At 69.1% G+C, this 24,639-nt stretch carries 28 protein-coding genes and 1 tRNA gene; 16 read left to right on the top strand and 13 right to left on the bottom strand.

Going from position 1 to position 24,639, the window contains the following annotated elements; genetic code table 11:
* Positions 1–21 precede the first annotated feature (21 nt).
* Together ACSG06_RS05810 and ACSG06_RS05805 are read right to left on the bottom strand one after the other, a co-directional pair.
* The gene (locus ACSG06_RS05810; protein ID WP_440989320.1) at positions 22–234 is read right to left on the bottom strand and encodes a hypothetical protein; all 213 of its coding nucleotides are present in this window, start codon (positions 232–234) and stop codon (positions 22–24) included.
* Positions 235–318: 84 nt separating this feature from the next.
* Positions 319–1,158: a proline dehydrogenase family protein gene (locus ACSG06_RS05805; RefSeq protein ID WP_440989319.1), complete on the bottom strand. Its 840-nt coding sequence runs from the start codon at positions 1,156–1,158 to the stop codon at positions 319–321.
* A gap of 198 nt (positions 1,159–1,356) precedes the next feature.
* On the opposite strand from ACSG06_RS05805, the gene ACSG06_RS05800 reads away from it, so the two are divergent.
* From ACSG06_RS05800 to ACSG06_RS05775, 6 genes are all read left to right on the top strand, one after another.
* On the top strand, positions 1,357–2,676 hold the full coding sequence (locus ACSG06_RS05800; RefSeq protein ID WP_440989318.1) for an ABC transporter substrate-binding protein: 1,320 nt from the start codon (positions 1,357–1,359) through the stop codon (positions 2,674–2,676).
* A gap of 7 nt (positions 2,677–2,683) precedes the next feature.
* Positions 2,684–3,595: a branched-chain amino acid ABC transporter permease gene (locus ACSG06_RS05795; protein ID WP_440989317.1), complete on the top strand. Its 912-nt coding sequence runs from the start codon at positions 2,684–2,686 to the stop codon at positions 3,593–3,595.
* A gap of 1 nt (position 3,596) precedes the next feature.
* Positions 3,597–4,859 (top strand): branched-chain amino acid ABC transporter permease, encoded by a 1,263-nt coding sequence (locus ACSG06_RS05790; RefSeq protein WP_440989316.1) that lies wholly within the window; start codon positions 3,597–3,599, stop codon positions 4,857–4,859.
* Complete coding sequence (locus ACSG06_RS05785; protein ID WP_440989315.1) at positions 4,852–5,673, top strand: ABC transporter ATP-binding protein; 822 nt, start codon at positions 4,852–4,854, stop codon at positions 5,671–5,673. Before ACSG06_RS05790 ends, ACSG06_RS05785 begins: the two co-directional genes overlap by 8 nt.
* Positions 5,670–6,383, top strand: a complete 714-nt coding sequence (locus ACSG06_RS05780; RefSeq protein WP_440989314.1) for an ABC transporter ATP-binding protein — start codon at positions 5,670–5,672, stop codon at positions 6,381–6,383. Before ACSG06_RS05785 ends, ACSG06_RS05780 begins: the two co-directional genes overlap by 4 nt.
* 64 nt (positions 6,384–6,447) lie before the next feature.
* Entirely contained in the window at positions 6,448–7,365 is a 918-nt protein-coding gene (locus ACSG06_RS05775; protein WP_440990291.1) for a DMT family transporter, read from the top strand.
* 6 nt (positions 7,366–7,371) lie between these two features.
* On the opposite strand, the gene ACSG06_RS05770 is transcribed toward ACSG06_RS05775, so the two are convergent.
* Positions 7,372–7,866 (bottom strand): DUF309 domain-containing protein, encoded by a 495-nt coding sequence (locus ACSG06_RS05770; RefSeq protein ID WP_440989313.1) that lies wholly within the window; start codon positions 7,864–7,866, stop codon positions 7,372–7,374.
* An 89-nt stretch (positions 7,867–7,955) separates the two neighbouring features.
* On the opposite strand from ACSG06_RS05770, the gene ACSG06_RS05765 reads away from it, so the two are divergent.
* Both ACSG06_RS05765 and ACSG06_RS05760 read left to right on the top strand, forming a co-directional pair.
* Positions 7,956–8,561, top strand: coding sequence for a hypothetical protein (locus tag ACSG06_RS05765; protein WP_440989312.1), 606 nt, complete (start codon positions 7,956–7,958; stop codon positions 8,559–8,561).
* A 53-nt stretch (positions 8,562–8,614) separates the two neighbouring features.
* Positions 8,615–8,698: transfer RNA gene (locus ACSG06_RS05760), tRNA-Leu, on the top strand.
* A 206-nt stretch (positions 8,699–8,904) separates the two neighbouring features.
* Here ACSG06_RS05760 and ACSG06_RS05755 read toward each other — a convergent pair.
* Positions 8,905–9,747 carry a winged helix-turn-helix domain-containing protein gene (locus tag ACSG06_RS05755; protein WP_440989311.1) on the bottom strand — a complete coding sequence of 281 codons (843 nt, stop codon included), beginning with the start codon at positions 9,745–9,747 and terminating at the stop codon, positions 8,905–8,907.
* A 104-nt stretch (positions 9,748–9,851) separates the two neighbouring features.
* Here ACSG06_RS05755 and ACSG06_RS05750 point away from each other — a divergent pair, with 104 nt between their 5' ends.
* Positions 9,852–10,247 carry a DUF5788 family protein gene (locus tag ACSG06_RS05750; protein WP_440989310.1) on the top strand — a complete coding sequence of 132 codons (396 nt, stop codon included), beginning with the start codon at positions 9,852–9,854 and terminating at the stop codon, positions 10,245–10,247.
* Between the two features lie 6 nt (positions 10,248–10,253).
* Here the strand turns inward: ACSG06_RS05750 and ACSG06_RS05745 are convergent, their stop codons facing one another.
* Positions 10,254–10,511 (bottom strand): DUF8072 family protein, encoded by a 258-nt coding sequence (locus ACSG06_RS05745; RefSeq protein WP_440989309.1) that lies wholly within the window; start codon positions 10,509–10,511, stop codon positions 10,254–10,256.
* 118 nt (positions 10,512–10,629) lie between these two features.
* Between ACSG06_RS05745 and ACSG06_RS05740 the strand changes: the two genes are divergently transcribed.
* Positions 10,630–11,436 carry an inositol monophosphatase family protein gene (locus ACSG06_RS05740; RefSeq protein ID WP_440989308.1) on the top strand — a complete coding sequence of 269 codons (807 nt, stop codon included), beginning with the start codon at positions 10,630–10,632 and terminating at the stop codon, positions 11,434–11,436.
* A gap of 51 nt (positions 11,437–11,487) precedes the next feature.
* Here ACSG06_RS05740 and ACSG06_RS05735 read toward each other — a convergent pair whose 3' ends face one another.
* Complete coding sequence (locus ACSG06_RS05735; RefSeq protein ID WP_440989307.1) at positions 11,488–11,655, bottom strand: FmdB family zinc ribbon protein; 168 nt, start codon at positions 11,653–11,655, stop codon at positions 11,488–11,490.
* Between the two features lie 87 nt (positions 11,656–11,742).
* On the opposite strand from ACSG06_RS05735, the gene ACSG06_RS05730 reads away from it, so the two are divergent.
* Both ACSG06_RS05730 and ACSG06_RS05725 read left to right on the top strand, forming a co-directional pair.
* On the top strand, positions 11,743–12,210 hold the full coding sequence (locus ACSG06_RS05730) for an Lrp/AsnC family transcriptional regulator (RefSeq protein ID WP_440989306.1): 468 nt from the start codon (positions 11,743–11,745) through the stop codon (positions 12,208–12,210).
* A gap of 75 nt (positions 12,211–12,285) precedes the next feature.
* The gene (locus ACSG06_RS05725; protein ID WP_440989305.1) at positions 12,286–13,410 is read left to right on the top strand and encodes a DUF63 family protein; all 1,125 of its coding nucleotides are present in this window, start codon (positions 12,286–12,288) and stop codon (positions 13,408–13,410) included.
* On the opposite strand, the gene ACSG06_RS05720 is transcribed toward ACSG06_RS05725, so the two are convergent.
* The 4 genes from ACSG06_RS05720 to ACSG06_RS05705 form a co-directional block, all read right to left on the bottom strand.
* Positions 13,407–13,607, bottom strand: a complete 201-nt coding sequence (locus ACSG06_RS05720; RefSeq protein WP_440989304.1) for a DUF7479 domain-containing protein — start codon at positions 13,605–13,607, stop codon at positions 13,407–13,409. The genes ACSG06_RS05725 and ACSG06_RS05720 overlap by 4 nt on opposite strands.
* Positions 13,608–13,691: 84 nt before the next feature.
* On the bottom strand, positions 13,692–15,407 hold the full coding sequence (locus tag ACSG06_RS05715; RefSeq protein ID WP_440989303.1) for a YcaO-like family protein: 1,716 nt from the start codon (positions 15,405–15,407) through the stop codon (positions 13,692–13,694).
* A gap of 71 nt (positions 15,408–15,478) precedes the next feature.
* The gene (locus tag ACSG06_RS05710) at positions 15,479–15,625 is read right to left on the bottom strand and encodes a DUF8555 family protein (protein ID WP_256297293.1); all 147 of its coding nucleotides are present in this window, start codon (positions 15,623–15,625) and stop codon (positions 15,479–15,481) included.
* Between the two features lie 218 nt (positions 15,626–15,843).
* Positions 15,844–16,668, bottom strand: coding sequence for an alpha/beta fold hydrolase (locus ACSG06_RS05705; protein WP_440989302.1), 825 nt, complete (start codon positions 16,666–16,668; stop codon positions 15,844–15,846).
* Positions 16,669–16,901: 233 nt separating this feature from the next.
* Between ACSG06_RS05705 and ACSG06_RS05700 the strand changes: the two genes are divergently transcribed.
* The 3 genes from ACSG06_RS05700 to ACSG06_RS05690 all read left to right on the top strand — a co-directional run bounded on the left by ACSG06_RS05700 (position 16,902) and on the right by ACSG06_RS05690 (position 20,242).
* A complete protein-coding gene (locus ACSG06_RS05700) occupies positions 16,902–18,314 on the top strand; it encodes a sodium-dependent transporter (RefSeq protein ID WP_440989301.1) in 1,413 nt (470 codons plus the stop codon).
* 120 nt (positions 18,315–18,434) lie between these two features.
* Positions 18,435–19,979: an acyl-CoA carboxylase subunit beta gene (locus ACSG06_RS05695; protein WP_440989300.1), complete on the top strand. Its 1,545-nt coding sequence runs from the start codon at positions 18,435–18,437 to the stop codon at positions 19,977–19,979.
* A 2-nt stretch (positions 19,980–19,981) separates the two neighbouring features.
* Positions 19,982–20,242, top strand: a complete 261-nt coding sequence (locus ACSG06_RS05690) for a DUF8022 family protein (protein ID WP_440989299.1) — start codon at positions 19,982–19,984, stop codon at positions 20,240–20,242.
* 25 nt (positions 20,243–20,267) lie between these two features.
* Here the strand turns inward: ACSG06_RS05690 and ACSG06_RS05685 are convergent, their stop codons facing one another.
* Positions 20,268–21,620 carry a cytochrome P450 gene (locus ACSG06_RS05685; RefSeq protein ID WP_440989298.1) on the bottom strand — a complete coding sequence of 451 codons (1,353 nt, stop codon included), beginning with the start codon at positions 21,618–21,620 and terminating at the stop codon, positions 20,268–20,270.
* 82 nt (positions 21,621–21,702) lie between these two features.
* Between ACSG06_RS05685 and ACSG06_RS05680 the strand changes: the two genes are divergently transcribed.
* Complete coding sequence (locus ACSG06_RS05680) at positions 21,703–22,359, top strand: helix-turn-helix domain-containing protein (protein ID WP_440989297.1); 657 nt, start codon at positions 21,703–21,705, stop codon at positions 22,357–22,359.
* Positions 22,360–22,386: 27 nt separating this feature from the next.
* Here the strand turns inward: ACSG06_RS05680 and ACSG06_RS05675 are convergent, their stop codons facing one another.
* Together ACSG06_RS05675 and ACSG06_RS05670 are read right to left on the bottom strand one after the other, a co-directional pair.
* Positions 22,387–23,787 (bottom strand): cytochrome P450, encoded by a 1,401-nt coding sequence (locus tag ACSG06_RS05675; RefSeq protein WP_440989296.1) that lies wholly within the window; start codon positions 23,785–23,787, stop codon positions 22,387–22,389.
* Between the two features lie 80 nt (positions 23,788–23,867).
* Positions 23,868–24,461 carry a hypothetical protein gene (locus tag ACSG06_RS05670; protein WP_440989295.1) on the bottom strand — a complete coding sequence of 198 codons (594 nt, stop codon included), beginning with the start codon at positions 24,459–24,461 and terminating at the stop codon, positions 23,868–23,870.
* Positions 24,462–24,639 lie beyond the last annotated feature (178 nt).

Genomic DNA, 24,639 nt, shown 5'->3' with positions numbered 1-24,639 from the left:
GCCGCTTCCGCGGCGTCCGATTCAGTCCCGCCGTCGCCCCTCGTCGAGCGTTCTCGCCTCCTCCTGGACCTTCGTCAGCTCGCGGTCGACGCTGCTGTCGCCGCTGCCGTGGGCGAACCGGACCGACAGGTCGAGTGGCGAGGGGACGAACCGCCCGGTCTCCGATTCGTCGTCCTCGTCGCCGCTCTCACCGCCGAAGCGTTCGGCGAGCCACCGTCGGAGACGCCGATACATGCCCGATAGTTGAACGCGGAGGGTGAAAAGCGTCGGCTTGCACAGTGAGCCCATGCCCGTGCTACCGAGACAGCCGGTGACCGGTCACCGCCCGACGACCGCCCGCAGCGCGAACAGCGCGTTCGACTTCCGCTCGCGGACCCGGCGGTAGAAGTACGAGAACCACTTGCCGCCGTAGGGGACGTACTGCCAGACCTCGACGCCCTCAGCGGCGAGGTCGGTCTGTGCCTCCTCGCGCACGCCCATGAGCATCTGCACCTCGTACGGGGTGCCGTGCTCGGCGTGCAGCTCGGCGGCGTACTCGATCATCGCGGGGTCGTGGCTGCCGACGGCGATGCCGTCGTCGAACGCCTCGAACATGAACGCGAGGAGGTCGCGGTACACCTCGTCCACCTTCGCCTTCTTGCGGTAGGCGATGTCGCCGGGCTCGTCGTAGGCGCCCTTGACGAGCCGGACCTTCCCGGGGAGGTCGGCGAGCCGTTCGAGGTCCTCGCGAGTGCGCTTGAGGTTCGCCTGCACGCAGACGCCGACGTTGCCGTCCGTCTCGCGGGCGTGGCGCTCGAACTCGTCGAGGGTCACGTCCGTCGTCGGGTGGTCCTCCATGTCGATCCAGACGAACACGCCGTGGTCGTCGGCGGTGGCGACGATGCGGGCGAGGTTCTCGCGGAAGGCCTCGTCGGAGAGCGAGAGCCCGATCTGGCTGGGTTTCACCGAGATGCAGGCGTCGAGGTCGTCGGCCGCGATGGTCTCGGCGAGGCCGACGTAGGCGTCGGCGTCCGCGTCCGCGTCGGCGCGGTCGTCGTAGTGCTCCCCGAGCAGGTTCAGGATGACCGCCACGCCGCGACGGTTCAGCTCCCGGGCGTGCTGAACCGCCTCCGCCGGTGTCTCGCCGGCGACGAAGTTGTTGGCGATGGGTGGTATCATGCCACCCGATAGCTGCTCGACCACCCTATACCGCGACCCGACCAATTCCTTCTCTCCACTGGGAAATGAATATATTCCTTGGGAGAGAACAACACACATACGGAGAGGTTATCGTTACCACAGACCAAAGGTCGGTAGAGTCCCCGACCATGGTAGGGCAGGGGTTAACTCTACCAGTATAATTATTCAGCACAGACCATGGCACCAGACAGCACGGGAGATATGGACAGGAGAACAGTACTCAAGGTCGGCAGTGGCGCGGGTGTCGCGGCGCTGGCCGGCTGCATCAGCACGAACAGCGACGACGGCGGTGAGACCGACACGCCGACCGATGGTGGCGGCGGCGGTGGTGGTGGTGGCGACGGTACCGAGACGACGGACGGCGGTGGCGGCGGCGGGATGAGCACGTTCGAGATCGGCATGGTGGACTCGACCACGGGTTCGCTCTCCGCGTTCGGGCAGCGCAACCAGCGCGGGAAGGACCTCGCACTCGCCGACGTGAACGCGGTCGGCGTGAAGGACGGCGAGCTCAGCATCATCGTCGAGGACTCCCAGTCCGAACCACAGGGCGGTGTCTCCGCGGCACAGAAGCTCGTCAACCAGGACGGGGTCCCGTTCCTCATCGGCGCGGTGGGCTCGGGCGTCTCGCTGGCCATCTACGAGAGCGTCGTCCAGGGCACCGACGTGGTCCAGCTCAGCCAGAACTCCACGGGGCTGAGCCTGACCGACTTCCCGGGTCTGCTCCGGATGTCGCCGACGGGCCGCACGCAGTCGCTCGCGCTGGCGAACATCATGGCCGAGGACGGCCACGAGTCGGTCGCGGTCACCTACGTCAACAACGACTACGGGCAGAGCCTCGCCGACGCGTTCGTCGCGAACTGGGACGGGGAGATCGCGTACAACAACTCCCACGACCAGGAGCAGCAGTCCTACTCCAGCGTCGTCTCGCAGATGAACAGCTCCGGCGCCGACGCCTGGCTGTTCATCACCTACCAGCCGGAGTTCACCACGATGGTCAACGAGATGTACTCCAGCGGGTACGAGGCGCCGATGTACGGCGCGGACTCCGTCTCCGGGACGGACGTCCTCGAGAACACGCCGGAGGGCAGCATGAACGGCATGAAGATCGTCGTCCCGTCCGCGCCCGTCGAGGAGGAGAACTACCAGCAGTTCGCCTCGGCGTTCGAGGACGAGTACGGCGAGGCGCCGACCGTCTGGTCCGCCTACGCGTACGACTGCGTCATCAACGCGGCGCTGGCCATCCAGGCGGCGGACGAGTTCACCGGCGCGGCGCTCCAGGAGACCGTCCGTCGGGTGAGCGGCCCCGAGGGCGAGGAGGTCACCTCCTACGAGGCGGCTCACCAGATACTCGCCGACGGCGGCGGTCCCGACGACGTCAACTACCAGGGCGTCAGCGGCCCCATCGACTTCGACGAGAACGGCGACCCGAAGGGGTTCCTGCAGATCCTCGAGGTCCAGAACCACGACTACGTCGGCATCGGCTTCATCGAAGGCTAAGCCACCGATGCCCCTTCTCGAATATCTCGCGAACGGTCTGATATTCAGCAGCATCATCGTGCTCGGGAGCATCGGGCTCTCGCTCGTGTACAGCATCGCGGACTTCGCGAACTTCGCCCACGGGGACACGATGACCATCGGAGCCTACACCGCGCTGGTGACGTTCGGCGCGGTGGGCGGTCTCGGGGGTGCGGTGCTCGGACTCCCGTTCGGCTTCTTCGTGGCGCTGCTCGCGGGCATCGCCGTCGCGGCGGTCGTGGCGGTCGTCACCGAGCGTCTCATCTACAAACCGATGGACGTGGGTTCGATCGGGATGCTCATCACGTCGATCGGGGTCGCGTTCATCTACCGGGCCATCATCCAGCTCCGCTTCGGCGCGGACTTCACCCGGTACGACGTCCAGACCCTCCGGCCCATCGAGGGGCTCATCCAGTACGACATCCGCATCACCGAACACGACGTGGCCATCGTCCTCTCGGCGGCCATCCTCGTCACCGGACTGCACGTCCTGTTGCAGTACACCGACCTCGGACGCAAGATGCGCGCGATGGCCGACAACCCCGAGCTGGCCCGCGTCAGCGGCATCCGGACCGCCCGGGTGAAGCTCTGGACGTGGGTCATCGGTGCGGGGCTGGCCGGTGCCGGGGGCGTCTTCCTCGGCCTGTTCAACCAGCTCTCGCCCCGGATGGGCTTCTCGCTGCTGCTGCTCATCTTCGCCGCCGTCATCCTCGGCGGCATCGGCTCCGTCTACGGCGCGATGCTCGGTGGGTTCCTCATCGGGATGGTCCACGAGCTGATGCCACTGCTGACCGACTACGGCATCCCCATCGGCACCCAGTACGCCGAGGCCGTCGTCTTCGTCATCATGGTCGCCGTGTTGCTCGTCAGACCGAACGGTATCATGGGGGAGGCGACCTGAGATGAGCTGGCTCAGCGACCCCACCGACGAGTTCGCAGGGCTGACCCGCGCGGAGCAGGGCGTCACGCTGTTCGTCGTCGGCTTCGCGCTGTTCCTGGTGTTCGGACTGCTGACCGGCAGTCTGAACCCGTCGTACTTCCTGTTCCTGCTCGGTCTCGCGAGCATGTACGCGCTGCTGTCGCTCGGCCTGAACTCCCAGTGGGGGTACACCGGGCTCATCAACTTCAGCGTCGCCGCGTTCTTCGGTATCGGCGCGTACGGCACCGCACTGATGAGCGCGAGCTCCTCGCCCATCGCGGGCGGGTTCAACCCCATGATCGGCCTGGTCGTCGCCCTCGTCGTCGCGGCCGTCATCGCGGTTGCCATCGGCGTCCCGACGCTGCGGCTCCGGGCCGACTACCTCGCCATCGCCTCGCTGGGGCTGGCGGAGGTCATCCGACTCATCGTGCTGAACGAACAGGGACTGACGAACGGCAGCGCGGGCGTCCGCGGTATCCCCAGCTTCTTCGAGGGCTGGCCGGTGCTCGCGACGTTCCCGCAGTCGATGCCCGAGACCACCATCGACCTCGTCCCGGGTGGCTCGGTCACGATCGCCGTGCCACTCCTCGACTTCGGCGTCACGTTCGGCCAGGACATCGTCCTGGGAACGCCGTTCTGGCGGGCGCTGCTGAACGTGTCGCTCGTGTTCGTGTTCCTCGGCGTCAGCTACGCCGTGCTCCGGCGGGTCCACCGCTCGCCGTGGGGGCGCGTGCTTCGGACCATCCGGGCCGACGAGGATCTCGCACGGGCACTCGGCAAGGATACGTACTCGTTCAAGATGCAGTCGTTCGTGCTGGGCAGCCTCGTGATGGCGCTGGCCGGCGTGTTCTACGCGCACCTGAACCTGTACGTCAGCCCGGGCGACCTCGACCCCATCACGACGTTCTACGTCTGGGTCGCGGTCATCCTCGGCGGCAGCGGCTCGAACCGCGGCGCGCTGTTCGGCGGCTTCGTCGTCGTCGGCATCCGCGAGGGGACCCGGTTCCTCAACCAGGTCTCCTTCTCGTTCGACGTGGGCGCGACCGAGGTCGTCCTCTCGCTCACGGGGTTCGGCGGCCCGCTCCGGCTGCTGCTCATCGGCGCCATCATCATCCTGCTGATGCGCTTCCGGCCGGAGGGCGTGCTGCCACCGCAGCGCGAACTCATCTGGCCCGGCACCGTCGACGAGGTGCCCGAAGGGCCAGATGTCGGCGTGCGCGAGGCACGGGGTGGTCCCGATGAGTGAGGGCGCCACGTCCATGCGCGAGCGCCACGAGGGCGCCGACATGGAGAAGGAGGACGTCGTCCTCCGCGTCGACGACCTGCAGAAGCGCTTCGGGGGCCTCGTCGCCACCGACCACGCCACCTTCGAGGTCGAACGCGGCACCATCACCGGGCTCATCGGCCCGAACGGCGCCGGCAAGTCGACCATCTTCAACCTCATCTCGGGCTTCTACGAGCCCGACGGCGGTCGCGTCGAGGTCAACGGCATCGACGTCACGGGCAAGGAGCCCTACGAGATCGCCGACGCCGGCCTCATCCGGACGTTCCAGACCCCGCGCAAGCTCGAGGGGATGACCGTCCGCGAGGCGATGCTGGTCGGGCCGCGCGAGCAGCCCGGCGAGTCGTTCGTGAAGCTGTTCACGTCGCCCGGCGAGGTCGCCGCGGCCGAGTCCCACAACATGGAGGAGGCCCAGCGCATCCTCGAGGAGTTCGAGATCGACCACCTCGCGACCCAGCCCGCGACCGACATCTCGGGCGGGCAGATGAAGCTGGTCGAGCTCGCCCGGGCGATGCTCGCCGACCCGGAGATCCTGCTGCTCGACGAGCCGGTCGCCGGCGTCAACCCGACGCTGCGGAACGACCTCGCCGAGCAGATCCGCCGGCTCAACGAGCAGGGAACCACGTTCTGTATCATCGAGCACGACATGGAGTTCGTCATGGAGCTTGCCGACCCCATCGTCGTGTTGAACCAGGGGAACGTCCTGATGGAGGGCCCGCCGGAGGCGGTGCAGACGGACGAGCGCGTCATCGACGCGTACCTCGGAGGTGACGCATGAGCGACACCCCCGTGCTCGAACTTGCCGACGTCGACAGCGGCTACGGCGAGGTCCAGGTGCTCACGGACCTCTCCCTGCACCTGGACGAGAACGAGATCGTCTGTCTCATCGGCCCGAACGGGGCCGGCAAGTCGACCGTGCTCAAGACCGCCTTCGGGCTGCTGACGCCGTGGACCGGGTCTGTGACCTACCACGGCGACGAGATAGGCGGGATGGCACCCGAGGACATCGTCCGCGCGGGCATCGGCTACGTCCCGCAGACCGACAACGTGTTCGGGTCGCTGACCATCGACGAGAACCTCCGCATGGGCGGGGTCGCCCGCAAGGAGGGTCTCGACCGGGTCATCGGTGAGCTGTACGACCAGTTCCCCCTGCTCGACGAGCGGCGGAAGTCGAAGGCCCGGACGCTCTCGGGCGGTCAGCGCCAGGTGCTCGCGTTCGCCAGGGCGCTCGTGATGGAGCCCGACGTGCTCCTCATCGACGAGCCGTCGGCCGGGCTCGCGCCGAACACCGCCGACGAGGTGTTCGGGCACGTGAAGGACGTGAACGCGCTCGACACGGCCATCCTGATGGTCGAACAGAACGCGAAGAAGGGCCTGGGCATCTCCGACCGTGGCTACGTGCTCGACCAGGGCACCGTCAGGTTCGAGGACGCGGCCGAGGACCTCCTCGACAACGAGGAGGTCTCGAAGCTGTACCTCGGCGCGTAGCCCGGCCCCACATCGCAGCAGCCATCCGTCGTCCCACCGTCTCATCTCCCCACCAGTGACCGAGATCCGTCGCTACGTGTTCGCACTCGCCCCGCTCGCAGCGGCCGCGCTGTGGGGCGGGATGTACGTCGTCAGCAAGTGGAGCTTCGGCAGTATCCCGCCGCTCACGCTCGGGTTCCTGCGGGTCACCGTCGGCGCGGCCGTCCTCCTCGCGGTACTCGGTCTGGGGGACGGCCGGGCGACGGTCGACCGCGACGACTGGCCGACGTTCGTCGCACTCGGCGCCTGGGTCACCCTGACCAACGCCACGCAGTTCGTCGGCACGGAGCTGACCACCGCGAGCGAGGCGTCGCTGCTGACCGTGCTGACGCCGGTCGCGACGGTCTTCCTCGGCGCAGTCGTCCTCGGGGAGCGCGTCACGCCCGCGAAGACGGCGGGCATCGCCATCGCGCTGGCGGGGACCGTCGCCGTCGTCGCCGGGCAGTACGACCTCGCCGCGGTCGGTGCCGGCAGCCTGCTCGGCGTCGTGCTCCTGCTCGCAGCCAGCGTCACGTGGGCGGCCTACACCGTGCAGGGCGTCCGCGTCGTCCGTCGGTACTCCGCGCTCACGGCCGCGACGTACGCGACGGTCGCCTCCGTCCCGATGCTCGGCGCGCTGTCGGCGTTCGAGCTCGCCGGGACGCCGGGCGGGATCGCGTCGCTCCCCACCGACACCACGTCCGTCCTCGCCGTGCTCTACCTCGGCGTCGCCGCCACGGCGGCGGCCTGGTACCTCTGGTACAAGGGACTCGAGTACGTGCCGGCAGGCACCATCTCGGTGTTCTTCTTCGCCCAGCCGGTCGTCGGGGCGGCCCTCGGCGCGGCCCTGCTCGGCGAGACGCTCGGCCCGGGCTTCGCCGTCGGCGGTGCGCTGATGGCACTCGGCATCTGGGTCGTCAGCCGCGAACGGGCCGAGACCGAGGAGGAGTCGGCGGCCGCGTGAGCGGGGTCAGTCCAGTCCCTCGGCGTACTCGAAGTCGAGCTCGCGAGCGGTCGGGAACTCGCCGTCGAGCGCTATCTGCCAGCCGTGCAGCACCTCGGGGTCCTCGAGTGCGTTCGTGAGCGTCGTCCGGACGTCGAGCACGTCGACGCCGTAGTAGTCGGGTGGGACGCCCTGGAAGTACTGGAGCGCGGTCCGGAACAGGCTGCGCATCCCGCCGTCGTCCTCGAAGTCGAAGTGCTTGTACGCGCCGGCGGCCACCTGCACCATCGCGTGGAGGAACTTCGACTCCGTGGAGCCGCGGCCGTAGTTGTACCACTCGTCCTCGAAGCAGTCGTGGGACTCGTGGAACTCGCCGCTGTTGTACAGCCGGACCCCGTGGATGACAGCACGGCGGAGCGTGCCGTGTTCCCAACCGTTGGACTCCGGTCTGTCGGCACGCCAGCCCGCCGGGTCGCCCGTCGCGGGCGGCGCGACCCCGGTGTCCAGCGTGTGCTCGTCCATCACAGGCACGTACGGCCTCCCCCGGCATACCCCTTCGGACTCCCGTCGAGAACACAAGACATTTTCCGCGACCTGTCGCGTACCCGACCATGGAACACGGCCGGCCGTCCGGGTCGGCAGGCGGGGGCGACGGGCCGCCGAGCATCCGCGATGCACCCGGCAGCTGGCTCGTCGCCAACGGCCTGTACGTCGAGGCGGCCCTCGTCGGCCTCGCCGTCGTGCTGGCGGTCCTCTCGCTCCTGTTGCTGTTCGTCGGCGCGCTCCTCTCGGTGCCGATGGGGCCCCCGCCTGAGAGCGGCGCCGCCGCCAGCAGCGAGACGGGGCCGTCCCCCATCGTCGACCTCGGCGAACTCCTGTTCAACGGCGGCATCCTCGTCGCGGCAGGACTCGGCTTCCTGCTCGTCGCCCACGCCGTCGTCGAGCTGGTCGTCGCCGTCTCGTCGGGTCGCGACCTCGACCTCGGTGAACCGACCGACCTCGCCTACGTCGGCGTCAGGACCCTCCAGACCGTCGGCGCGGTCGCGTTCGCCGGCACCGTCGCGGTCGGCTTCGTGCTCGCCCGGCTCGGCGTAATCCCGGACGACCCCTCGGGGGCGCTCGGCCTCGTCGTCCTCGGCGGCGGTGCAGTGATGATCGGCAGCGTCGTCGCCCACGCGCTCGGTCGCGTCGTCCGGACCGTCGCCGACGGCTGGTAGTTCGTGCCGGTTCGCAACGTTTTACCACGAGCCACGACGACTCTGGAGTACGTGCGAGGGTAGCCAAGCCTGGAAACGGCGGCGGACTCAAGATCCGCTCCTGTAGAGGTCCGAGGGTTCAAATCCCTTCCCTCGCATGATGGCACGAGCGAACGCGAGTGCCAGAATGCACGAGGGAGGGATTTGAGCTGGGGAGCAGCTCGCTGCGACCGAAGTTCAAATCCCTTCCCTCGCATGACGCCGTGGACGACGTCCGCGGCCGAATGCGGCAAGACGGAGCGTCTTGCCCTCGCAACATCCTCACGACGCCACGAACCGAGCGACGGCTCCGGGACGACGGTCGCTACGACCGGTCGGTCGCGACCACGTCGCCGGCGCGGTCGAGCGTGAGCGAGAGCGTGTCGCCGTCGTGGGTGACGTCGACCCGGACGCGCAGCGGGTCGGTCGACACCACGGTCTCCGCGCCGGGGCGGCAGAAGTCGAGCGTCCAGTACGGGGTCGACCGGACGTCGACATCGTGCTCGTAGTAGAACCGCTGCACGTCGGGGTGGCCGACGAGGAACAGGCCGACCGGGAGTCCGTGCTGGGAGCCGCAGCGGTCGCAGTGACCGAGGAAGTGGTGCCCACCATCCTCTAGCCGGGTGAGTTCCCCGTCGACGTTCCCCTGGCACTCCGAGCAGATGCCCCGTCGGGTCAGCTCGCCCCACCGGTTCTCGAGGAACGCGATGCGCTCGACCAGTGTGTCTTCGGGGTGAGCCTCGAGGAGGCTCGGCGGCACCCAGAGCCCGTGTTCGTGCCCGTCCGTGTCGCACGTGAGCCAGAGGACGCCGTCCTCGTAGCGGAGCTGGAGCGGGTCGCCACACTGGCGACACTCGCCGGGCACGTCGACCGGCCCCCACGTCCAGTCCGTGTCGAGGACGCCCGAGGAGGCGGTGCCGACGAGCCCCATCCCGACGCGGGAGAGTCGATAGCCCGCGTCCTCCTTCACGACGAGGTCGCCGAGCTGGTCGAGATGGTAGTTGAGGTTGCCGTTGTCGCGGATGCCGACCGCCTCTCGGAGTTCGGTGTAGGCCAGCCACGGGTCGGCGGGGGCGTCGCGCTGGGCGCTCGCCAGCGCGTCGAGTATCTCGACCCGGGTCGGGTGGCTCACCCGCTCGAATACCTCGGTCGCATCGACCCCGTGCATCGTCCGGGGCTACGGCCCTCGGGACGTAAAATCTCTCGTGTCAGCACAGCTAGAGCAATCGGTTGCTCCGAACGCCTATCACCCCGCCGGCCATCGATTCGACCATGGACGACGAGACACGCCGCGACCTGCTCCACGAGGTGCGCCGCCCGTCCGGAACGGTCGGGAAGGACCTCCCGGACGAACTCGCCGTTCAGGGCACGACCATCGACGTGCGCGAGTTCGTCTTCGCCTGCAAGGACCTCGACAGCATCCCCGAGAGCGAACGGGAGCGAATCGACGAGGTCGAGACCCAGCTCCGCCGGGAGCGACTCCAGCGCACACAGCGGCTGGAGGACGGGGACATCACCGAGCAGGAGGGCGAATCCCTCGTGCGGAGCATCCACGGACTCGACCGGGCACTCACCGCCATCGAGGGGCTGGACACCCCCGACATCGAGGAGGAGCTGCGACAGAAGAAGCTGGACGACGCGCGGGAGCTGCTGGCGCTGATCCGGTAACCGGATTCAGGCCGCCTCGACGCCGGTCACGTCGCCGACCACCGTCCAACCGTCCTCGGTCTCACGCGCGGCGAGCAGCGTCTCGTCGTCGTCACCGTTCACGATGCGGTAGGTGGTGCCGTCGTCGGTCTCGCCCTCGGCCTCGAGGTCGTCCTGGAAGAACTCGGCGCTGTGCATCGACAGCGACACCTCGGAGCCGTCGGCGAAGGTGAGCGTCACGGGGTCCGGTGCGATGTTGTACAGTCGCTTGGCGAGCCGGTTCATACCCGACCCGTGTACGTCGCCCGGCAAATCGGCGTCGGTATGCTGCGCCCGTCGGTCCGGTTCGCGCCGCAGTCCACGAACCGGAGGGCCTTTTTGCACGGCTCCCCCGAGTGGAGGCATGACAGAGTACGCAGCCCGCGCTCGGCTGGTCGAGCGCGCCGCACGCTCCGGGGCGGCCGTCGCCGAGGGGCACTTCCGGACCGGTATCGCCGTCGAGGAGAAAGACGGGAAGACGGACGTGGTGACGCAGGCGGACCGCGACGCCCAGCGCGAGGTCGTCTCGACCATCCGCGACGAGTTCCCGGAGGACGCCATCGTCGGCGAGGAGGAGGACGAGCTGAAGGAGGTCCCGGACGAGGGCCCGGCGTGGATCATCGACCCCATCGACGGGACGAACAACTACGTCCGCGGCTTCTCGGTGTGGGCGACGAGCGTCGCGGCGGTCGTCGACGGCGAACCCGTCGCTGCAGCGAACGTGCTCCCCGCGCTGGACGACGTGTACACGGCCGACGATGTGGACGTGGCACGGAACGGCGATGCGCTCTCGGTGAGCGACATCTCGGACCCCGACCGCGCCGTCGCCTGCCCGACCATCTGGTGGCCCCGTGACCGCCGCGACGAGTACGCGACGGCCTGCCGCGAGGTCGTGGAACGGTTCGGCGACATGCGCCGCGTCGGCTGCGCACAGGCCGCCCTCGGCATGGTCGCCGCGGGCGGGCTGGAGGCGACCATCACGAACGTCGACGCGAACCCGTGGGACACCGTCGCCGGCGTCCACATGGTCCGGCAGGCCGGCGGTACGGTGACCGACCTCGACGGCGAGCGCTGGCGGCACGACAGCCGCGGGCTGGTGGCCTCGAACGGCGCGGTCCACGACGAGGCGCTTGCGGCAGCGCAGGCCGTCGAGGGCGTGCGGCAGGGATAGCCGGCAGCAGTGCGTCACGGAACGGTGAGAGGTGAGCCGTCGCCGGCCGGCTCACGCGGGGGAGACCGCCCGGATCTTCGTCGACCGGCAGTCGGGACAGGTCACCGCGGACATGTCCGACTTCGTCGACTCGAACTCCGTCTCGCACCGGTCGCAGACGTACTGGAACGTTCGTTCGTCGGTACTGAACAGCCCTTTGACCGAATCTAGCAGTCCCATGCCCAACGTGAACATACACCAGGATTGGTGATAAAACTCCGGCCGGGAGGGTCGCGTTTTTTTCCCCTCGGGACGGTACCGGGTGGTATGGAACTCGACGAGACGGACCGGCAGATCCTCCGCATCCTCCAGGAGAACGCCCGGACCACGTTCAGCGAGATCGCCCGCCGCATCGACATGTCGAGCGCGACGGTCCACGACCGCGTCGGCCGGCTGGAGGAGTCGGGCGTCATCCAGGGCTACCACGCGAAGCTGGACCCGAAGGCGATCGACCTCGGCATCTCGGCCATCATCGGCCTGCGCGTCGAGCAGGGCCGCGAGCAGGACACGCTGGAGCGGCTGCAGGAGATCGAGGGCGTCCAGGAGGTCCACCTGACGACGGGCGAGTGGGACGTGATGGGCCGGGTGTACGCCGAGGACGCCGACGCGCTGCGCGAGCTGATGTTCGACCGCATCGCCCAGATGGATGGCTTTGCGCGCTCGCAGACCATGGTCATCCTCGGGACGCCCCACGAGTCCGAGGAGCTGCCCATCGCGGACGAGGAGGAGGAGTAGGGACCCGGTTACCGTCGAGTGACCGCGCCACGGGAGACCAGAAGGGTAATGGCCCGTCCGTCCGCCCGTCGGTGTATGAGCGACTTCATCGACCGCATCGGCATCGAACGGGCGTGGGTCGGCGCGGTCGGCCTGCTGACGGCCGTGCTCGGCCTCGGGTCGGTGCTGTTCCCGCGTGCGGTGTACGCGAACTTCATCTGGCAGTACTTCTGGGGGCCGGTGTACGCCGACGCCCACAACTGGAACTGCGTGGCCTGGGCCGACGGCGCACAGGTCCAGCCCCAGAGCTGCGGATCGGTGCCCGCGAGCCTCGGACCGGTCGCCGAACCGGGCTACACCGTCGTGAGCGAAATCGGCTACGCCCTCATCCTCCTGCTGATGCTCGTCGGCGTCGGCCTGCTGGTCAAGCGGCTGCGGATCGAGCGCTACCGGGCCCTGTTCTACGGGCTGTTCCCGTTCATGTTCTTCGGGGGCACCCTCCGGGTCATCGAGGACGTGAACGACGCGGCGCGTGATACCGCCGGGCAGGCACCCGTCTTCCAGTACCCGCTGAACAGCTTCCTCATCAGCCCGGTCATCTACTTCACCGTCTTCTTCGTCGCGCTGGCGGCGGTCGTCGTCGCGGTGTTCCTCGCCGAGAACGTCGTCGACCGGGAGTTCGAGTACCCGCTGTTCGTCATCGGCTCGGGCATCCTCGCCGCGAGCCTGGTCTACCTCGGCTGGGCGGCCGCCACCCAGTCCTACGTCTCGTTCTACCCGCAGGTGACCGTCGTCGTGCTCCTGGCGTCGACGGTCGTCGCGGGCGGCGTCTGGTACGCCATCGAGACGTTCAAACCCGAGATCAACGCCGGCACCGGCTTCATGGGCGCGGTGATACTCTGGGCGCACGCCGTCGACGGCGTCGCCAACTTCGTCGGCCTGAACCTGATGCCGGCGCTCACCGGTCAGGCGAACCTGCAGGGCAAACACCCCGTCAACCGGTTCATCGTCGACGTGGCCGGCCAGTACCTGCCCGCCTACCTCGACGCGTTCCCGTTCCTCGTCGTGAAGATGGTCGCCGCGACGTTCGTGCTCTGGGTGTTCGACGAGACGGTGTTCGACGACAGTCCGCGCTTCACCGTGATGCTCCTCGTCGCCATCGTCGCCGTCGGCCTCGGCCCCGGCACCCGCGACATGGTCCGCGCCACGCTGTACGTCTAGGTCAGCTCGTCCAGCGTCTCCCGCGGGAAGTACCGTCGCCCGCAGTCAGTGCACTCCGCGAGCACCACCTCTCGCTCGACGTTCACGCCGAGCGTCTCTCCCGAAACCGGTGTCCGCGACAGCTGCCCACCACACGTCGCACAGGATAGTTCGAACTCCGATACTGGCTCTCCCCCGGCCGCCGAGCGTTCGCTCATGTGAGTAGTTGGCACACCATATCTACCAACGAGCCTGCCCGTCTTAAATCCCGGGTGGCACTCGATTTACGACCGATTACCGATTCATGGATACGGGTGGTGCTGGCGGTTCAGCCGCGCCTCGAATCCGAGCGATTCGGGCACCGTCTCGGCGCGGGCACCGAACGCCGAGTCGTCGGTGAACAGCGGCTGTGCGCCGGGCACCACGACCCGGACCGCCTCGAAGCCGGCAGTCTCCACGTCGGACGGCGTCAGCCGGCTCGCGTACGGCGTCAGCCCGGCGTCGGTCACACGCTCCACCAGCGCGTCGACCGCCGGCTCGCCCGCGGGCACGTCGTCCGGTCCGACGCTGCCAGCCGGAATCGGCCCGCCCGCCTCGAGGAAGTCCGACGCGGCGGAGGGGAAGTCCGCGAACCGGCCGATCGCGCCGGCCTCCTCGTTCGATCCGGCCCGCCCCATCGAGCGCAGCTCCATCCAGTTCTGGAGCGCCTCCGCGAGTGCCGACCGGGCGGCCGCCACGGGGTCGAGCGCGGCGTCCGAGCCCACCGCGAAGCGCGGCCACTCGCCGCCCTCGCGGTGGACCGCCACAGCGACGACGGGTACGTCCACGTCCTGCGTGACCAGCAGCGCGGTCGTCTCCAGGTCCTCGGCACGGGCACGGCGGGCCAGCCGCTCGTAGTCCACGTCGTCGACCCGCAGCTCCAGCGGCTCGAACGTCGAGTACCACGCGAGCATCGTCGCGTCGCGCTCGACGACCTCGGTGAGTCCCGCGACCAGCGCGTCGGCGCCCGAGGTGCCCAGCCCGAGGCCGGTCGTGATGGCCGACGTGTACCGCTCCTCCGGCGGCGGGAAGTGGACGAGTTCGGCGGGCATCGGCACCTGCTCGTCGGACGCGAGCTCCGTCGCGGTCGTCCACGGGATGGGCTCCTCGGGGTCCACCGCCGGTGCGTCGTCCGCCCGGACGACCGCGTCGGGAGAGACGCCGTCGCCGACCATCCCCGGCGGGGCCCGCTCGAACTCCGCGTTCCGGTAGATGGCCGCGCTGTACCGTTCGAGGGCCTCGCCGACGGCCTTCATGAACGCCGCGTTCCAGTCGTCGGCGACGCCGGCGGCCTGCCCCGGCGCGCTCGCGTCGGAGTACACCGACGTCTCGGCGGTCGTCGCGAGGTAGTACGGCGCCGGGAACGACTCCAGCTCGCCGATGTCGCTGACGAGCCCGACGCGCCCGTCGAGCGTGCGCTCGGCGCGTTCGACGGCCTCGTCGAGGCTCACCGCGGCGTGGTCCCGCCGGAGCTCGTCGTCCGTGGTGCCACAGCAGCCCGGCACGGGCAGGAACCGCCGGTCCTCGTGCGGGAGCTCGTGGATGCGGCCGACGAGGTCGCCGGCCGTCCGCCCGTCGTCACCTTCGACCGCCGAGACGGCCTCCCGCCCGGCGACCGCGCCCGCGAGCCGGGCGGTCGGTGCGTCGACGGCCCCGTCGTCGGTCTCGCTCGCGTTCGAGCCGACCCGCGCCCGCAGGCAGTCGAAACAGCCACGCCCCGGCGCCAGTCCGGTGACCGCGGCGTCGACGCCCGCGACCGGATAGCCGCCGATGCCCCCCAGCTCGACCGCCAGCCACGGCCCGTCGGCGGCCTCGGTCGCCGTCGCGAGCGCATCGTCTCCCGTCGGTGCGACGACGACCGCGAGGTCCGCGCCCGCGATGCCGTCGGCGTCGACCCGCTCGGGCTCGGCGTCCGTGTCCGCCAGCGCGGCTGCGACCGCTTCGGCGGCCGGCCCGTCGCCCGCGATTCGTACGTCCATGTCGCGGTCGTTGCGTGGCTGTGGGAAAAGTCCGACGCTCTCGGCGTTCGCCTGCCGGGTCGCGCCCGCTGCTAGATGTGCTCCTCCTCCAGTACCCAGCCCAGTGCCCGCTTGTAGTACGTGAACATCTGCTTGACGCCCTCGTGTTTCATGTCCTCGTCGTCCAGCTCCTCCTTCAGGAACTCGTACTGCTCCCGTATCTCCTCTTCACTGCGCATGGACGGGACTGTGGGTGCTGTCCGGAAGTGTCTTTCCTCAGATTCGGCCCGCGTGGATTGGTCTGCGGCCCGCGAGAGAGCAGCATCAACCGAGTATCACCAGAAAGCCCCCGTTCGCATCGCGGGGCTCGCTGGCGCTCGCCCCGCGCACCGCTCGCGGTCTCGCCAGCGCGCGCCGATGGTGAAAGTTTACAATGTTCGTAAACTTCTGGCCCCGCTTAGTACACGTCGTCGAGGAACTCCCGCAGCGCGTCGTTCACGATCTCGGGGTTCTCCACGTTCGAGGAGTGGCCGGCCTCGGGCACCTCAACGAACCGGGCGTCAGGGATGGCGTCAGCCATCGATTCGCCGTACTCGGGGTCGATGGAGAGGTCCTCCGCGCCGTGGACAACCAGCGTCGGCACGTCGATCTCGTCGAGTCGGTCGGCGACGCCGGGGCGGTCGAGCCATGAGTGCACCTCGTCGTGGACGGCCTCGCCGGGGTAGGTGAGCCAGCGCTGCTTCCAGGCGTCGACCAGTTCCGGCTGTTGCTCGTTCGTCGTCGGCCCGAAGACGATGTGGGCGACGACCTCGGCGAGATTGGTGGGCATCTCGTCGGCGGCCTTCGCCTGCTGGACCATTCCGCCGTAGCGTTCCCGGTCGTCCTCCGGGTGGGGTTGGGCCATGCTGTCGACGAGGACGAGGCCGTCGAGGAGGTCGGGGTAGCGCAGGGCGAACCGGAGCGCCATGAACCCGCCCATCGACATCCCGCCGAGGACGCAGGCGTCGATGTCGAGCGCGTCCAGCAGTGTCCGGCAGTCGTCGGTCAGGTCGTCGAGGTCGTACGGCCCCTGCCAGTTGTCGGTGCGGGCGCGGTTGTCGTAGGCGACGACGCGGTAGTCGTCGGCGAGTGCGTCCATCTGGGGGCGGAACATCGTCCGGTCCATCAGCGTCCCGTGGCTGAGCACGAGCGCGGGGCCGTCGCCCCGGTCGTCGACCAGCGTGTCCGTCCGGTGGCGGTACATCTCGGTGGCGGGCCCGGGATCCTCGGGGAGTGGTGGCATGCAGCACTGTTCGGCGGATGGTCACAAATAGCTACGTCGTGAGCCCGCGAGTACGGGCCCTCGTCCTACAGTCTCGCGGGCCTGCTGGCAGCGCGTGCCGACCAGACTGGCTTCGATTCACTCCACCCTGAAACGTACAAACGTCCGACAGAGAGCCCGAAAACCGTGATATTTAGCGATTGACGGTTCGGTCTTCGTAACGCTCTTGATGCGGCGCGGACCCGTGGCTATCAATGGCACGTGAATCGTGGACGGGGCGGATCGGCTTCGTCCTCGCCGCCGCTGGCAGCGCAGTCGGACTGGGGAACCTCTGGCGGTTCCCGTGGATGACCGCCGAGAACGGCGGGAGCGCGTTCCTCCTGGTGTACCTCGGCATCGTCCTCGCGGTCGGGGTGCCCGGCCTGCTCGCGGAGTTCGTCATCGGTCGTCGCTCGCAGAAGAGCCCCGTCGGCGCGCTCCGGGACCTCTCCGGTTCGCGCAACTGGGGCCACGTCGGCCTGCTGAGCGTCGTCGCCGGCCTCGTCCTGCTCTCGTTCTACAGCGTCGTCGGCGGCTGGATACTGCGCTATCTCGTCGCCTCACCGACGGGTGCGTACTTCGGTAACCCCGGTGCCTACTTCGAGAGCATCGCCTTCGGCCCGGAGGCCGCGGCGTTCCACGTGCTCTTCCTGCTGCTCACCGCCGGCGTCGTCTACGGCGGCGTGCGCGACGGCATCGAGCGCGCGACCACGGTGATGATGCCCGTCGTCTTCCTCGCCCTCATCGGGCTCGCCGTCTGGGTGAGCGGACTCTCCGGCGCAGGTGAGGCCTACGAGTTCTACCTCTCCTTCGACCTCGGCGCGGTCCAGGACGGCTTCCTCGACATCGTCCTCGCCGCCGCCGGGCAGGCCCTCTTCACCCTCTCTGTCGGTGCCGGGACGATGATCACCTACGCGAGCTACGTCGGCGAGGACCGGTCCCTGCCTGCGGACGCGACGCTCGTCGCCGTGCTCAACACCGCCGTCGGCGTGCTCGCCGGCCTCGTCGTCTTCCCGCTCCTGTTCTCCACCCCCGGCGCGGACATCGAGACCAGCGGCCCGGGCGCGCTGTTCGTCGGCGTCGCCACCGCGTTCTCGGAGCTTCCCGCGGGCCGTCTCGCGGCGCTCGGCTTCTTCGCGGTCGTCACCCTCGCCGCGCTCTCGTCGTCCATCAGCATGCTCGAGATCGTCGTCGCGTACCTCGTCGACGAGCGCGGCCGCAGCAGGCAGCAGGCGGTCGTGGCCGTCGGTGGAATCGTCCTCGTCACCGGCACGGTCAGCGCGTTCGTCCCCCAACTGTTCGAGGCGCTCGCCGGTCCCGTCGTCGACTTCGTGCTCACGAGCGGCCTGTTCGCGTTCGTCGTCTTCGCCGCGTGGGTGCTCGGGGGCGACGCGGTCGACGAGTTCGTCCGCGGGACGCGCTTCTCGTCGGGGCTCGCCGACGCGTGGCGGCTGCTGGTCGGCGTCGTCATCCCGCCGTTCCTCGCGTTCACGCTGTTCGTCGGCGTGCTCGGGGTCGCGGGCGTCACGCTCCCGTCGTGGGTGCTCGGGGTCGTCGGCACGGTCGTCGCCGCGGTCGTCGTCTCCCTCGTGCGCTGGACCCATGACGGGACCGGCGCGGCCGCCTGAGTCCCCGACGGCGACAAAAACTGCCACCGAATTTCGACGATCGACGTTGCGGAGTACGGAAACCTTTTGGGCGAGGTGAGAGACGATTGGACCAATGACTGCTGGGTGGTCACCGTGACGATGGAGGACCGCATCGAGGAACTCGAGGAACTGCGCGAGGAGGCCCTGCTGGGCGGCGGCGAGGACCGCATCGAGTCCCAGCACGACAAGGGCAAGCTGACGGCCCGCGAGCGCATCGAGTACTTCCTCGACGACGGCACCTTCCACGAGTTCGACCAGCTGCGCACCCACGACTCCCACAACTTCGGGATGGAGGAGCGCAAGATCCTCGGCGACGGCGTGGTCACCGGCTACGGCGACGTCGACGGCCGGAAGGTGTTCGTGTTCGCCCACGACTTCACCGTCTTCGGCGGCTCCCTCGGCGAGGTGTTCGCCGAGAAGATCACGAAGGTGATGGACATGGCGATGGAGGTCGGCGCGCCCATCGTCGGGCTGAACGACTCCGCCGGCGCGCGCATCCAGGAGGGCGTGAACTCGCTCGCGGGCTTCACCAACATCTTCCACCGGAACCAGCTCGCCTCCGGTGTCGTCCCGCAGATCTCCTGCATCATGGGTCCGTGTGCGGGCGGTGCCGTCTACTCCCCGTCCATCACGGACTTCATCTTCATGGTCGAGGACAGCGCGCACATGTACATCACCGGCCCGGGCGTCATCAAGACGGTCACCGGCGAGGAGGTCACCCAGGAGGAGCTCGGCGGGGCCAAGACACACACCAGCAAGACGGGCGTCGCGCAGTTCTCCTGCGAGTCCGACGAGGCCGCGCTCGACCGTATCCGCGACCTGCTCTCGTACCTCCCGTCGAACAACGTCGAGGACCCGCCGCGCGTCGAGCCGTGGGACGACCCGAACCGCGAGGACGACAGGCTGCTCGACATCGTGCCCGACAGCCCGCAGAAGCCCTACGACATGGTCGACGTCATCGACGCCGTCGCGGACGAGGGCTCGTTCTTCGAGGTGGCCGAGAACTTCGCGAAGAATATCGTCGTCGGCTTCGCACGGCTCGACGGCCACAGCGTCGGCGTCGTCGCCAACCAGCCCCGGGTGAACGCGGGGACGCTCACCGTCGACGCCTCGATGAAGGGCTCGCGCTTCGTCCGCTTCTGTGACTCGTTCAACATCCCCATCGTGACGCTCGTCGACGTGCCCGGCTACATGCCCGGCACCGAGCAGGAGCACCGGGGCATCATCCGCCACGGCGCGAAGCTCCTCTACGCGTACTCCGAGGCCACCGTGCCGCTGCTCACCGTCATCACCCGGAAGGCCTACGGCGGCGCCTACTGCGTCATGGCGTCGAAGAACCTCGGCGCGGACGTGAACTACGCCTGGCCGACGGCCGAGATCGCGGTCATGGGCCCGCAGGGCGCGGTCAACATCCTCTACCGCGACGAGCTCGCGGAGGCGGAGAACCCGGACGAGCTCCGCGACGAGCTCATCGAGGAGTACCGCGAGGAGTTCGCGAACCCCTACACCGCCACGGACCAGGGCTTCCTCGACGACGTCATCGAGCCCACGGAGACGCGCTCCCGGCTCGTCGACGACCTCGACATGCTGCTCTCGAAGCGCGAGGACCAGCCCGACAAGAAGCACGGCAACATCCCGCTGTAGCCATGAGCCAGGAACTGCTCGCGGCGCTCGACGTGCCCGACGACGCCACCGACGACGAGGCCGCGGCCATCGCCGCGGTCGTCGGGGCACACCTCCGCGACCTCGAGGCGCAGGCCGCCGAGGAGGAGAGCGAGGAGACCTGGTCGGGCAGGAAGTGGTCGTTCGCGGGCCGGCTCCGGAGCACCCGCGGGCACTCGGGGCGGGTCCCGGACGGCGCACCCACGAACGCCTGGGCGGCCTCCGGGCGCGCGGACCGGTTCTGAGCCGGACGCGGTCGCGACCCCCGTCTCACCGTTTCTCGACGTGCAGCTCGACACTGCCCACGTCCAGCGTCGCGCCCGGGTCGAGGTCGAGGTCGTCGCTCACGCGGTCGAACCGGCAGCGCTGCAGGATGGTCGCCAGCGCGAGCCGCAGCTCCATCCGGGCGAAGCGCATCCCGATGCAGTGTCGTGGTCCGCCGCCGAACGGGAAGTAGGCGTACTCGGGGCGGTCGCCGTCGTCGTCAAGCCAGCGCCCGGGACGGAACGCCTCCGGCTCGTCCCACCAGCGCGCGTCGTGGTGGACTGCGTACGTCCCGAGCAGCAGCGTCGTGTCCTCGGGGACGGCGTAGCCGCCGAGCGTCGTGTCCCGCACTGGCTGGCGGTAGAGCAGGTACACCGGCGGGTACAGCCGGAGCGCCTCGCTGACGACCGCATCGGTCAGTTCGAGGGCGGGGAGGTCCGCGAACGTCGGGTCCGCATCCCCGAGGACCGTCTCGTACTCCGCGTCGAGTCCCTGCCGGACGTCGTCATCGCCGGCGACCAGCCAGAGCGCGAAGGTGAGCGCGAGCGAGGTGGTCTCGTGGCCGGCGAACAGGAAGGTGACGAGCTGGTCCCGGACCCGCTCCTCGTCCATCCGCGAGCCGTCGGGGTACTCGGCGTCGAGCAGCGTCGAGAGCAGGTCGTCGTGGCCGTCCGGGCCGTCGCCGCGACGCTCGGCGACGAGGTCGGCGAGCAGGTCGTCGAGGTCGGCCGACGCGCGCTCGAAGCGCCGCTTGTTCGGCGTCGGGAGCCAGTCCGGCAGCGCCATCGTCCCGGCGTTCGCCCGGTCGGTGATCGCGCCGGCGGCGGCGCGGACCACGTCGCCGCCCTCCCCGTCGAGCTCGATGTCGAGCAGGGTCCGCGTCAGTACGTCGAGCGTGAGCCGCGGGCAGACGTCGGCGAGATCGACGGTCGCGCCGTCCCCCCAGTCGGCGACCGACTCGGCGGTCGTCTCGACCATCACGTCGGCGAACGACCGGATGCGGTCCGGGGTGAACGCGGGCTGGAGCAGCCGGCGGTCGCGCCGCCAGGCATCGCCCTCCTCGAAGATGAGCCCGCCGGGCGCGATGGCGTCGCCCGCTGCGCTCTCGAACTCGCCCTTCCGGAACTCGTCGTTCCGCGCGACGAGCACCTCCTCGACGATGTCGGGGTCGTACACCGCGACGAACTCCCTCCCGAACGCGTCGAACGCCACCACGTCGCCGTACTCCTCCCGGAGCTCGGTTCCCCAGTCGAGGCCACCCCGCATGAACGACAGCGTCTCCCCGAGCAGCGGCAGCCCGTCGGGGCCGGGCGGTGTCGTCCTCGCCCCGTCCGTCGTCGCACCCTCTGTCTCGCTCATACGACACGCTACGGCACGCTCCCGCCTGTCCGTTCGGCCGAACCACTGAAGCTTTTTAAATACGGCCGGCGGGGTTTGGGGCATGCAGTCGCTCGACGTGACCCTGCAGCTGCCGGACGAGGTCCGCCTGCCCGCGCCGGAGGGGTTCACCCTCGGCGAGGACTTCGTCCGCGAGGAGCTGCTCGCCTGGCACACCGACGAGGACCGTGGCGTCGACTTCTTCCTCGCGCTCGTCGTCGGCGAGGTCGACGCCACCCGCGACGCCCTCGACGAACTCGACGCCGTCATCGACTTCGAACTCGTCCCACTCGACGCGGACACGTTCTACGCCTACGTCGAGCTGGCCATCGGGTCGGAGACGATGGCATGGCGCACCGCGCTCGAAGCACAGGACATCGTCGTCGTCCCGCCGGTCGTCTTCGGCCCGCACGGCTCGGTGCAGCTGACCGTGCTGGGCGACCCGGCGGCGCTCCGCGGCGTCGTGGACGGCTTCCCGGAGTCCGTCTCCGTGGACATCGAACGCGTCGGCGAGCCCCGTGGCATCGGCGGGTCGCTCGCCGGTCGGCTGACCGCGCGCCAGTTCGAGGCGCTCTCGGTCGCGCGGGAGCTCGGCTACTACGAGGTGCCACGGGAAGGGTCGCTTTCGGAGGTCGCCGAGTCGCTCGGGTGTTCCGAGAGCGCCGCCTCGACGGTGCTCAGGAAGGCAGAGCAGGGGCTCGTGGACGCGACGTTCGGATGAGACCCGGGGGAGCCGAAGGTCCCCGCCCTACCGCTTCGTCACCCGCAGCCGGACGTCCTCGGTGGGCTGGTAGGTCGCGCCCATCGTCGGCTCCGGCGGCCCGTCGCCGCGGTACTCGAACCGGCAGTGCCGGAGGAGCGTCGCGAGCACGAGCTTGAGTTCGAGCATGGCGAAGCGCATCCCGATGCAGTGGCGCGGGCCGCCGCCGAACGGGAAGTAGGCGTACTCCGGCAGCGAGGCCTCGAACTCGTCGGTCCAGCGGTCGGGGCGGAACTCGCCGGGGGCGTCGTACCAGCGCTCGTCGTGGTGGATGTGGAACTGCGGCAGGGTCAGCTTGGTGCCCGCCGGAATCTCGTAGCCGCCGAGTTCGACGTCCTCGCGGGCCTCGCGGAAGACGACGTACGCGGGCGGGTAGAGGCGCATCGACTCCGTGCAGACGCGGTCGAGGTACTCCAGGCCGAACACGTCGATGGTGTCCGGCGTGTCGCCGTCGACGGCGTCGTCGATCTCCTCCCGCAGACGGTCGGCCACGTCGGGGTGCTCCGCGAGCAGGTACGTGGTGTAGGTCAGCGCCAGCGAGGTCGTCTCGTGGCCGGCGAACAGGAACGTGAGCATCGTGTCCCGGAGCTCCCTGTCGGACATCCCGTCGCCGTCCTCCCCGGCCCGCATGAGCATCGCGAGCAGGTCGTCGTGCGCGTCGCCGTCCCGTGCGCCGTCGTCGGTGGCGCGGCGCTCGGCGACGAGTCGGTCGACCGTCTCCTCGAACTCCGCCATCGCGCCCGTGAACCGCCTGTTCGACGGCGTCGGAACCCACTGGGGCACGAACGTCCCGAGTCCGTCCGGGTCGGCACGTTCGTTCAGTGCCTCGGCCGCGCGGGTGATGGCCGCGCCGGCCTCGCTCCCGTCGACGTCGAGGTCGAACAGCGAATCGGCGAGGATGCGCATGGTGAGTTCGGAGAACCGCTCGTTGGCGGCGATGGTCTCGCCGTCGTCGAGGTCGTCGACCAGCTCGCGGGCGTACGTCGCCATCGCGTCGCCGTAGCTCCGCACCCGGTCGAGCTGGAACGCCGGCTGGGCGAGGGTGCGCTGCTCGCGCCACTGCGCGCCCTCCGTGAACAGCAGGCCGTCGGGTGCGAACTCGGTGCCGAAGTCCGAGATGTCCCACTTGCCGAACTTCTCGGAGTCGGTGACGAGCACCTGCTGGACGAGGTCGGGATGGAGGACGGTGGTCATGCGCTGGCGGGCGACGCTGTAGCCGACCACGTCGCCGTAGCTGGCGAGCTCGTCGTAGAAGGCGTGCGGGTCGCTCGTGAACTGGAGGGTGTTCCCGATGACGGGGCGGCCGTCGGGACCGGGCGGGAAGCCGCCGTCGCCGTCGTCGGCGGTCTCGGCCGGGCGGGGCTCGTGGTGGGTCGACTGGCCACTCATAGCTGGAGATTGCCGGCGACGGCGAATGGCGGTTCCGTCGTCGTGCCTAGTTCGTTTAAGTGTGTTCGCGGGATTCGAGGTCAGGATTCGACCACGTCGTCGCCGTGTGGCGTTGAGAAGTTCACGGTCGCCGACTCCGGTGCGGGAGCGGTGCCGACGGGGATGCGGACGAGGATAGTCTTCCGTGGTCTATTCGCCAGCGTTCCCTCGGTAACCGTGATGTTGATACGGACGTGGCTCTCGGTCATCCTGTCGAGATTCTGGACGAGGAGTCGAGCGTCAGACCCCGATACCTGTCGATGAACAATTAGAACGTACTCCCGACCGAAGCGCGTCTCCTCAACAAACTGTTCCAGATCCGCCGTCGTCAGGTCCTCACCACGCCACACCCACTCGTCGTCCTGAAATTCGAGCCCGTCCGCGTCAGATTGACTGGCGACAATTGTAACGTTGTTCGAGGGTTCTTCGGTACCGGACAACAGCCGACCCTCGTATCCGATCATCGGATACGGAACCTCTTCCGGGTACGTCCGAGTCCGACTGCTGTCGGTGGGTTCGCTCGTTGCCTCGGCGGGTGTTGATGTATCGGTCCGATATGTGGTCGGATTCGCAGTCCCCGTATCCCGGTCCGTCGGCTGGCGTGTCGTCGCTGGCTCGTCGCCGTTCTCGGACATCGCCTGACAGCCGGCGAGCGAAACCGAAATCGTTCCACCGAGTGCCGCAAGCAGGGACCGGCGAGAGGGCATGATGTGCGAACCATGCGCACGAGCAGACAAACCGGTTTCGCCGGCCCGGACCTCCCCCACGGCAGTAACGACGAAGGGGGACGGCCGTGAACCACGAACGAACAGA

It is taken from the genome of Haloarchaeobius baliensis, assembly GCF_052060055.1.
Taxonomy (GTDB): Archaea; Halobacteriota; Halobacteria; order Halobacteriales; family Natrialbaceae; genus Haloarchaeobius; species Haloarchaeobius baliensis.
The sequence above is the reverse complement of the archived record's forward strand: the minus strand, read 5'-3'. Positions and strand labels throughout refer to the sequence as shown.

Bases quoted from the DNA above. Each gene is read 5' to 3' on its own strand.
- ACSG06_RS05810 (WP_440989320.1), bottom strand. From the start codon at position 234: ATGTATCGGCGTCTCCGACGGTGGCTCGCCGAACGCTTCGGCGGTGAG.
- ACSG06_RS05805 (WP_440989319.1), bottom strand. From the start codon at position 1,158: ATGATACCACCCATCGCCAACAACTTCGTCGCCGGCGAGACACCGGCG.
- ACSG06_RS05800 (WP_440989318.1), top strand. From the start codon at position 1,357: ATGGCACCAGACAGCACGGGAGATATGGACAGGAGAACAGTACTCAAG.
- ACSG06_RS05795 (WP_440989317.1), top strand. From the start codon at position 2,684: ATGCCCCTTCTCGAATATCTCGCGAACGGTCTGATATTCAGCAGCATC.
- ACSG06_RS05790 (WP_440989316.1), top strand. From the start codon at position 3,597: ATGAGCTGGCTCAGCGACCCCACCGACGAGTTCGCAGGGCTGACCCGC.
- ACSG06_RS05785 (WP_440989315.1), top strand. From the start codon at position 4,852: ATGAGTGAGGGCGCCACGTCCATGCGCGAGCGCCACGAGGGCGCCGAC.
- ACSG06_RS05780 (WP_440989314.1), top strand. From the start codon at position 5,670: ATGAGCGACACCCCCGTGCTCGAACTTGCCGACGTCGACAGCGGCTAC.
- ACSG06_RS05770 (WP_440989313.1), bottom strand. From the start codon at position 7,866: ATGGACGAGCACACGCTGGACACCGGGGTCGCGCCGCCCGCGACGGGC.
- ACSG06_RS05765 (WP_440989312.1), top strand. From the start codon at position 7,956: ATGGAACACGGCCGGCCGTCCGGGTCGGCAGGCGGGGGCGACGGGCCG.
- ACSG06_RS05755 (WP_440989311.1), bottom strand. From the start codon at position 9,747: ATGCACGGGGTCGATGCGACCGAGGTATTCGAGCGGGTGAGCCACCCG.
- ACSG06_RS05750 (WP_440989310.1), top strand. From the start codon at position 9,852: ATGGACGACGAGACACGCCGCGACCTGCTCCACGAGGTGCGCCGCCCG.
- ACSG06_RS05745 (WP_440989309.1), bottom strand. From the start codon at position 10,511: ATGAACCGGCTCGCCAAGCGACTGTACAACATCGCACCGGACCCCGTG.
- ACSG06_RS05740 (WP_440989308.1), top strand. From the start codon at position 10,630: ATGACAGAGTACGCAGCCCGCGCTCGGCTGGTCGAGCGCGCCGCACGC.
- ACSG06_RS05735 (WP_440989307.1), bottom strand. From the start codon at position 11,655: ATGGGACTGCTAGATTCGGTCAAAGGGCTGTTCAGTACCGACGAACGA.
- ACSG06_RS05730 (WP_440989306.1), top strand. From the start codon at position 11,743: ATGGAACTCGACGAGACGGACCGGCAGATCCTCCGCATCCTCCAGGAG.
- ACSG06_RS05725 (WP_440989305.1), top strand. From the start codon at position 12,286: ATGAGCGACTTCATCGACCGCATCGGCATCGAACGGGCGTGGGTCGGC.
- ACSG06_RS05720 (WP_440989304.1), bottom strand. From the start codon at position 13,607: ATGAGCGAACGCTCGGCGGCCGGGGGAGAGCCAGTATCGGAGTTCGAA.
- ACSG06_RS05715 (WP_440989303.1), bottom strand. From the start codon at position 15,407: ATGGACGTACGAATCGCGGGCGACGGGCCGGCCGCCGAAGCGGTCGCA.
- ACSG06_RS05710 (WP_256297293.1), bottom strand. From the start codon at position 15,625: ATGCGCAGTGAAGAGGAGATACGGGAGCAGTACGAGTTCCTGAAGGAG.
- ACSG06_RS05705 (WP_440989302.1), bottom strand. From the start codon at position 16,668: ATGCCACCACTCCCCGAGGATCCCGGGCCCGCCACCGAGATGTACCGC.
- ACSG06_RS05700 (WP_440989301.1), top strand. From the start codon at position 16,902: ATGGCACGTGAATCGTGGACGGGGCGGATCGGCTTCGTCCTCGCCGCC.
- ACSG06_RS05695 (WP_440989300.1), top strand. From the start codon at position 18,435: ATGGAGGACCGCATCGAGGAACTCGAGGAACTGCGCGAGGAGGCCCTG.
- ACSG06_RS05690 (WP_440989299.1), top strand. From the start codon at position 19,982: ATGAGCCAGGAACTGCTCGCGGCGCTCGACGTGCCCGACGACGCCACC.
- ACSG06_RS05685 (WP_440989298.1), bottom strand. From the start codon at position 21,620: ATGAGCGAGACAGAGGGTGCGACGACGGACGGGGCGAGGACGACACCG.
- ACSG06_RS05680 (WP_440989297.1), top strand. From the start codon at position 21,703: ATGCAGTCGCTCGACGTGACCCTGCAGCTGCCGGACGAGGTCCGCCTG.
- ACSG06_RS05675 (WP_440989296.1), bottom strand. From the start codon at position 23,787: ATGAGTGGCCAGTCGACCCACCACGAGCCCCGCCCGGCCGAGACCGCC.
- ACSG06_RS05670 (WP_440989295.1), bottom strand. From the start codon at position 24,461: ATGTCCGAGAACGGCGACGAGCCAGCGACGACACGCCAGCCGACGGAC.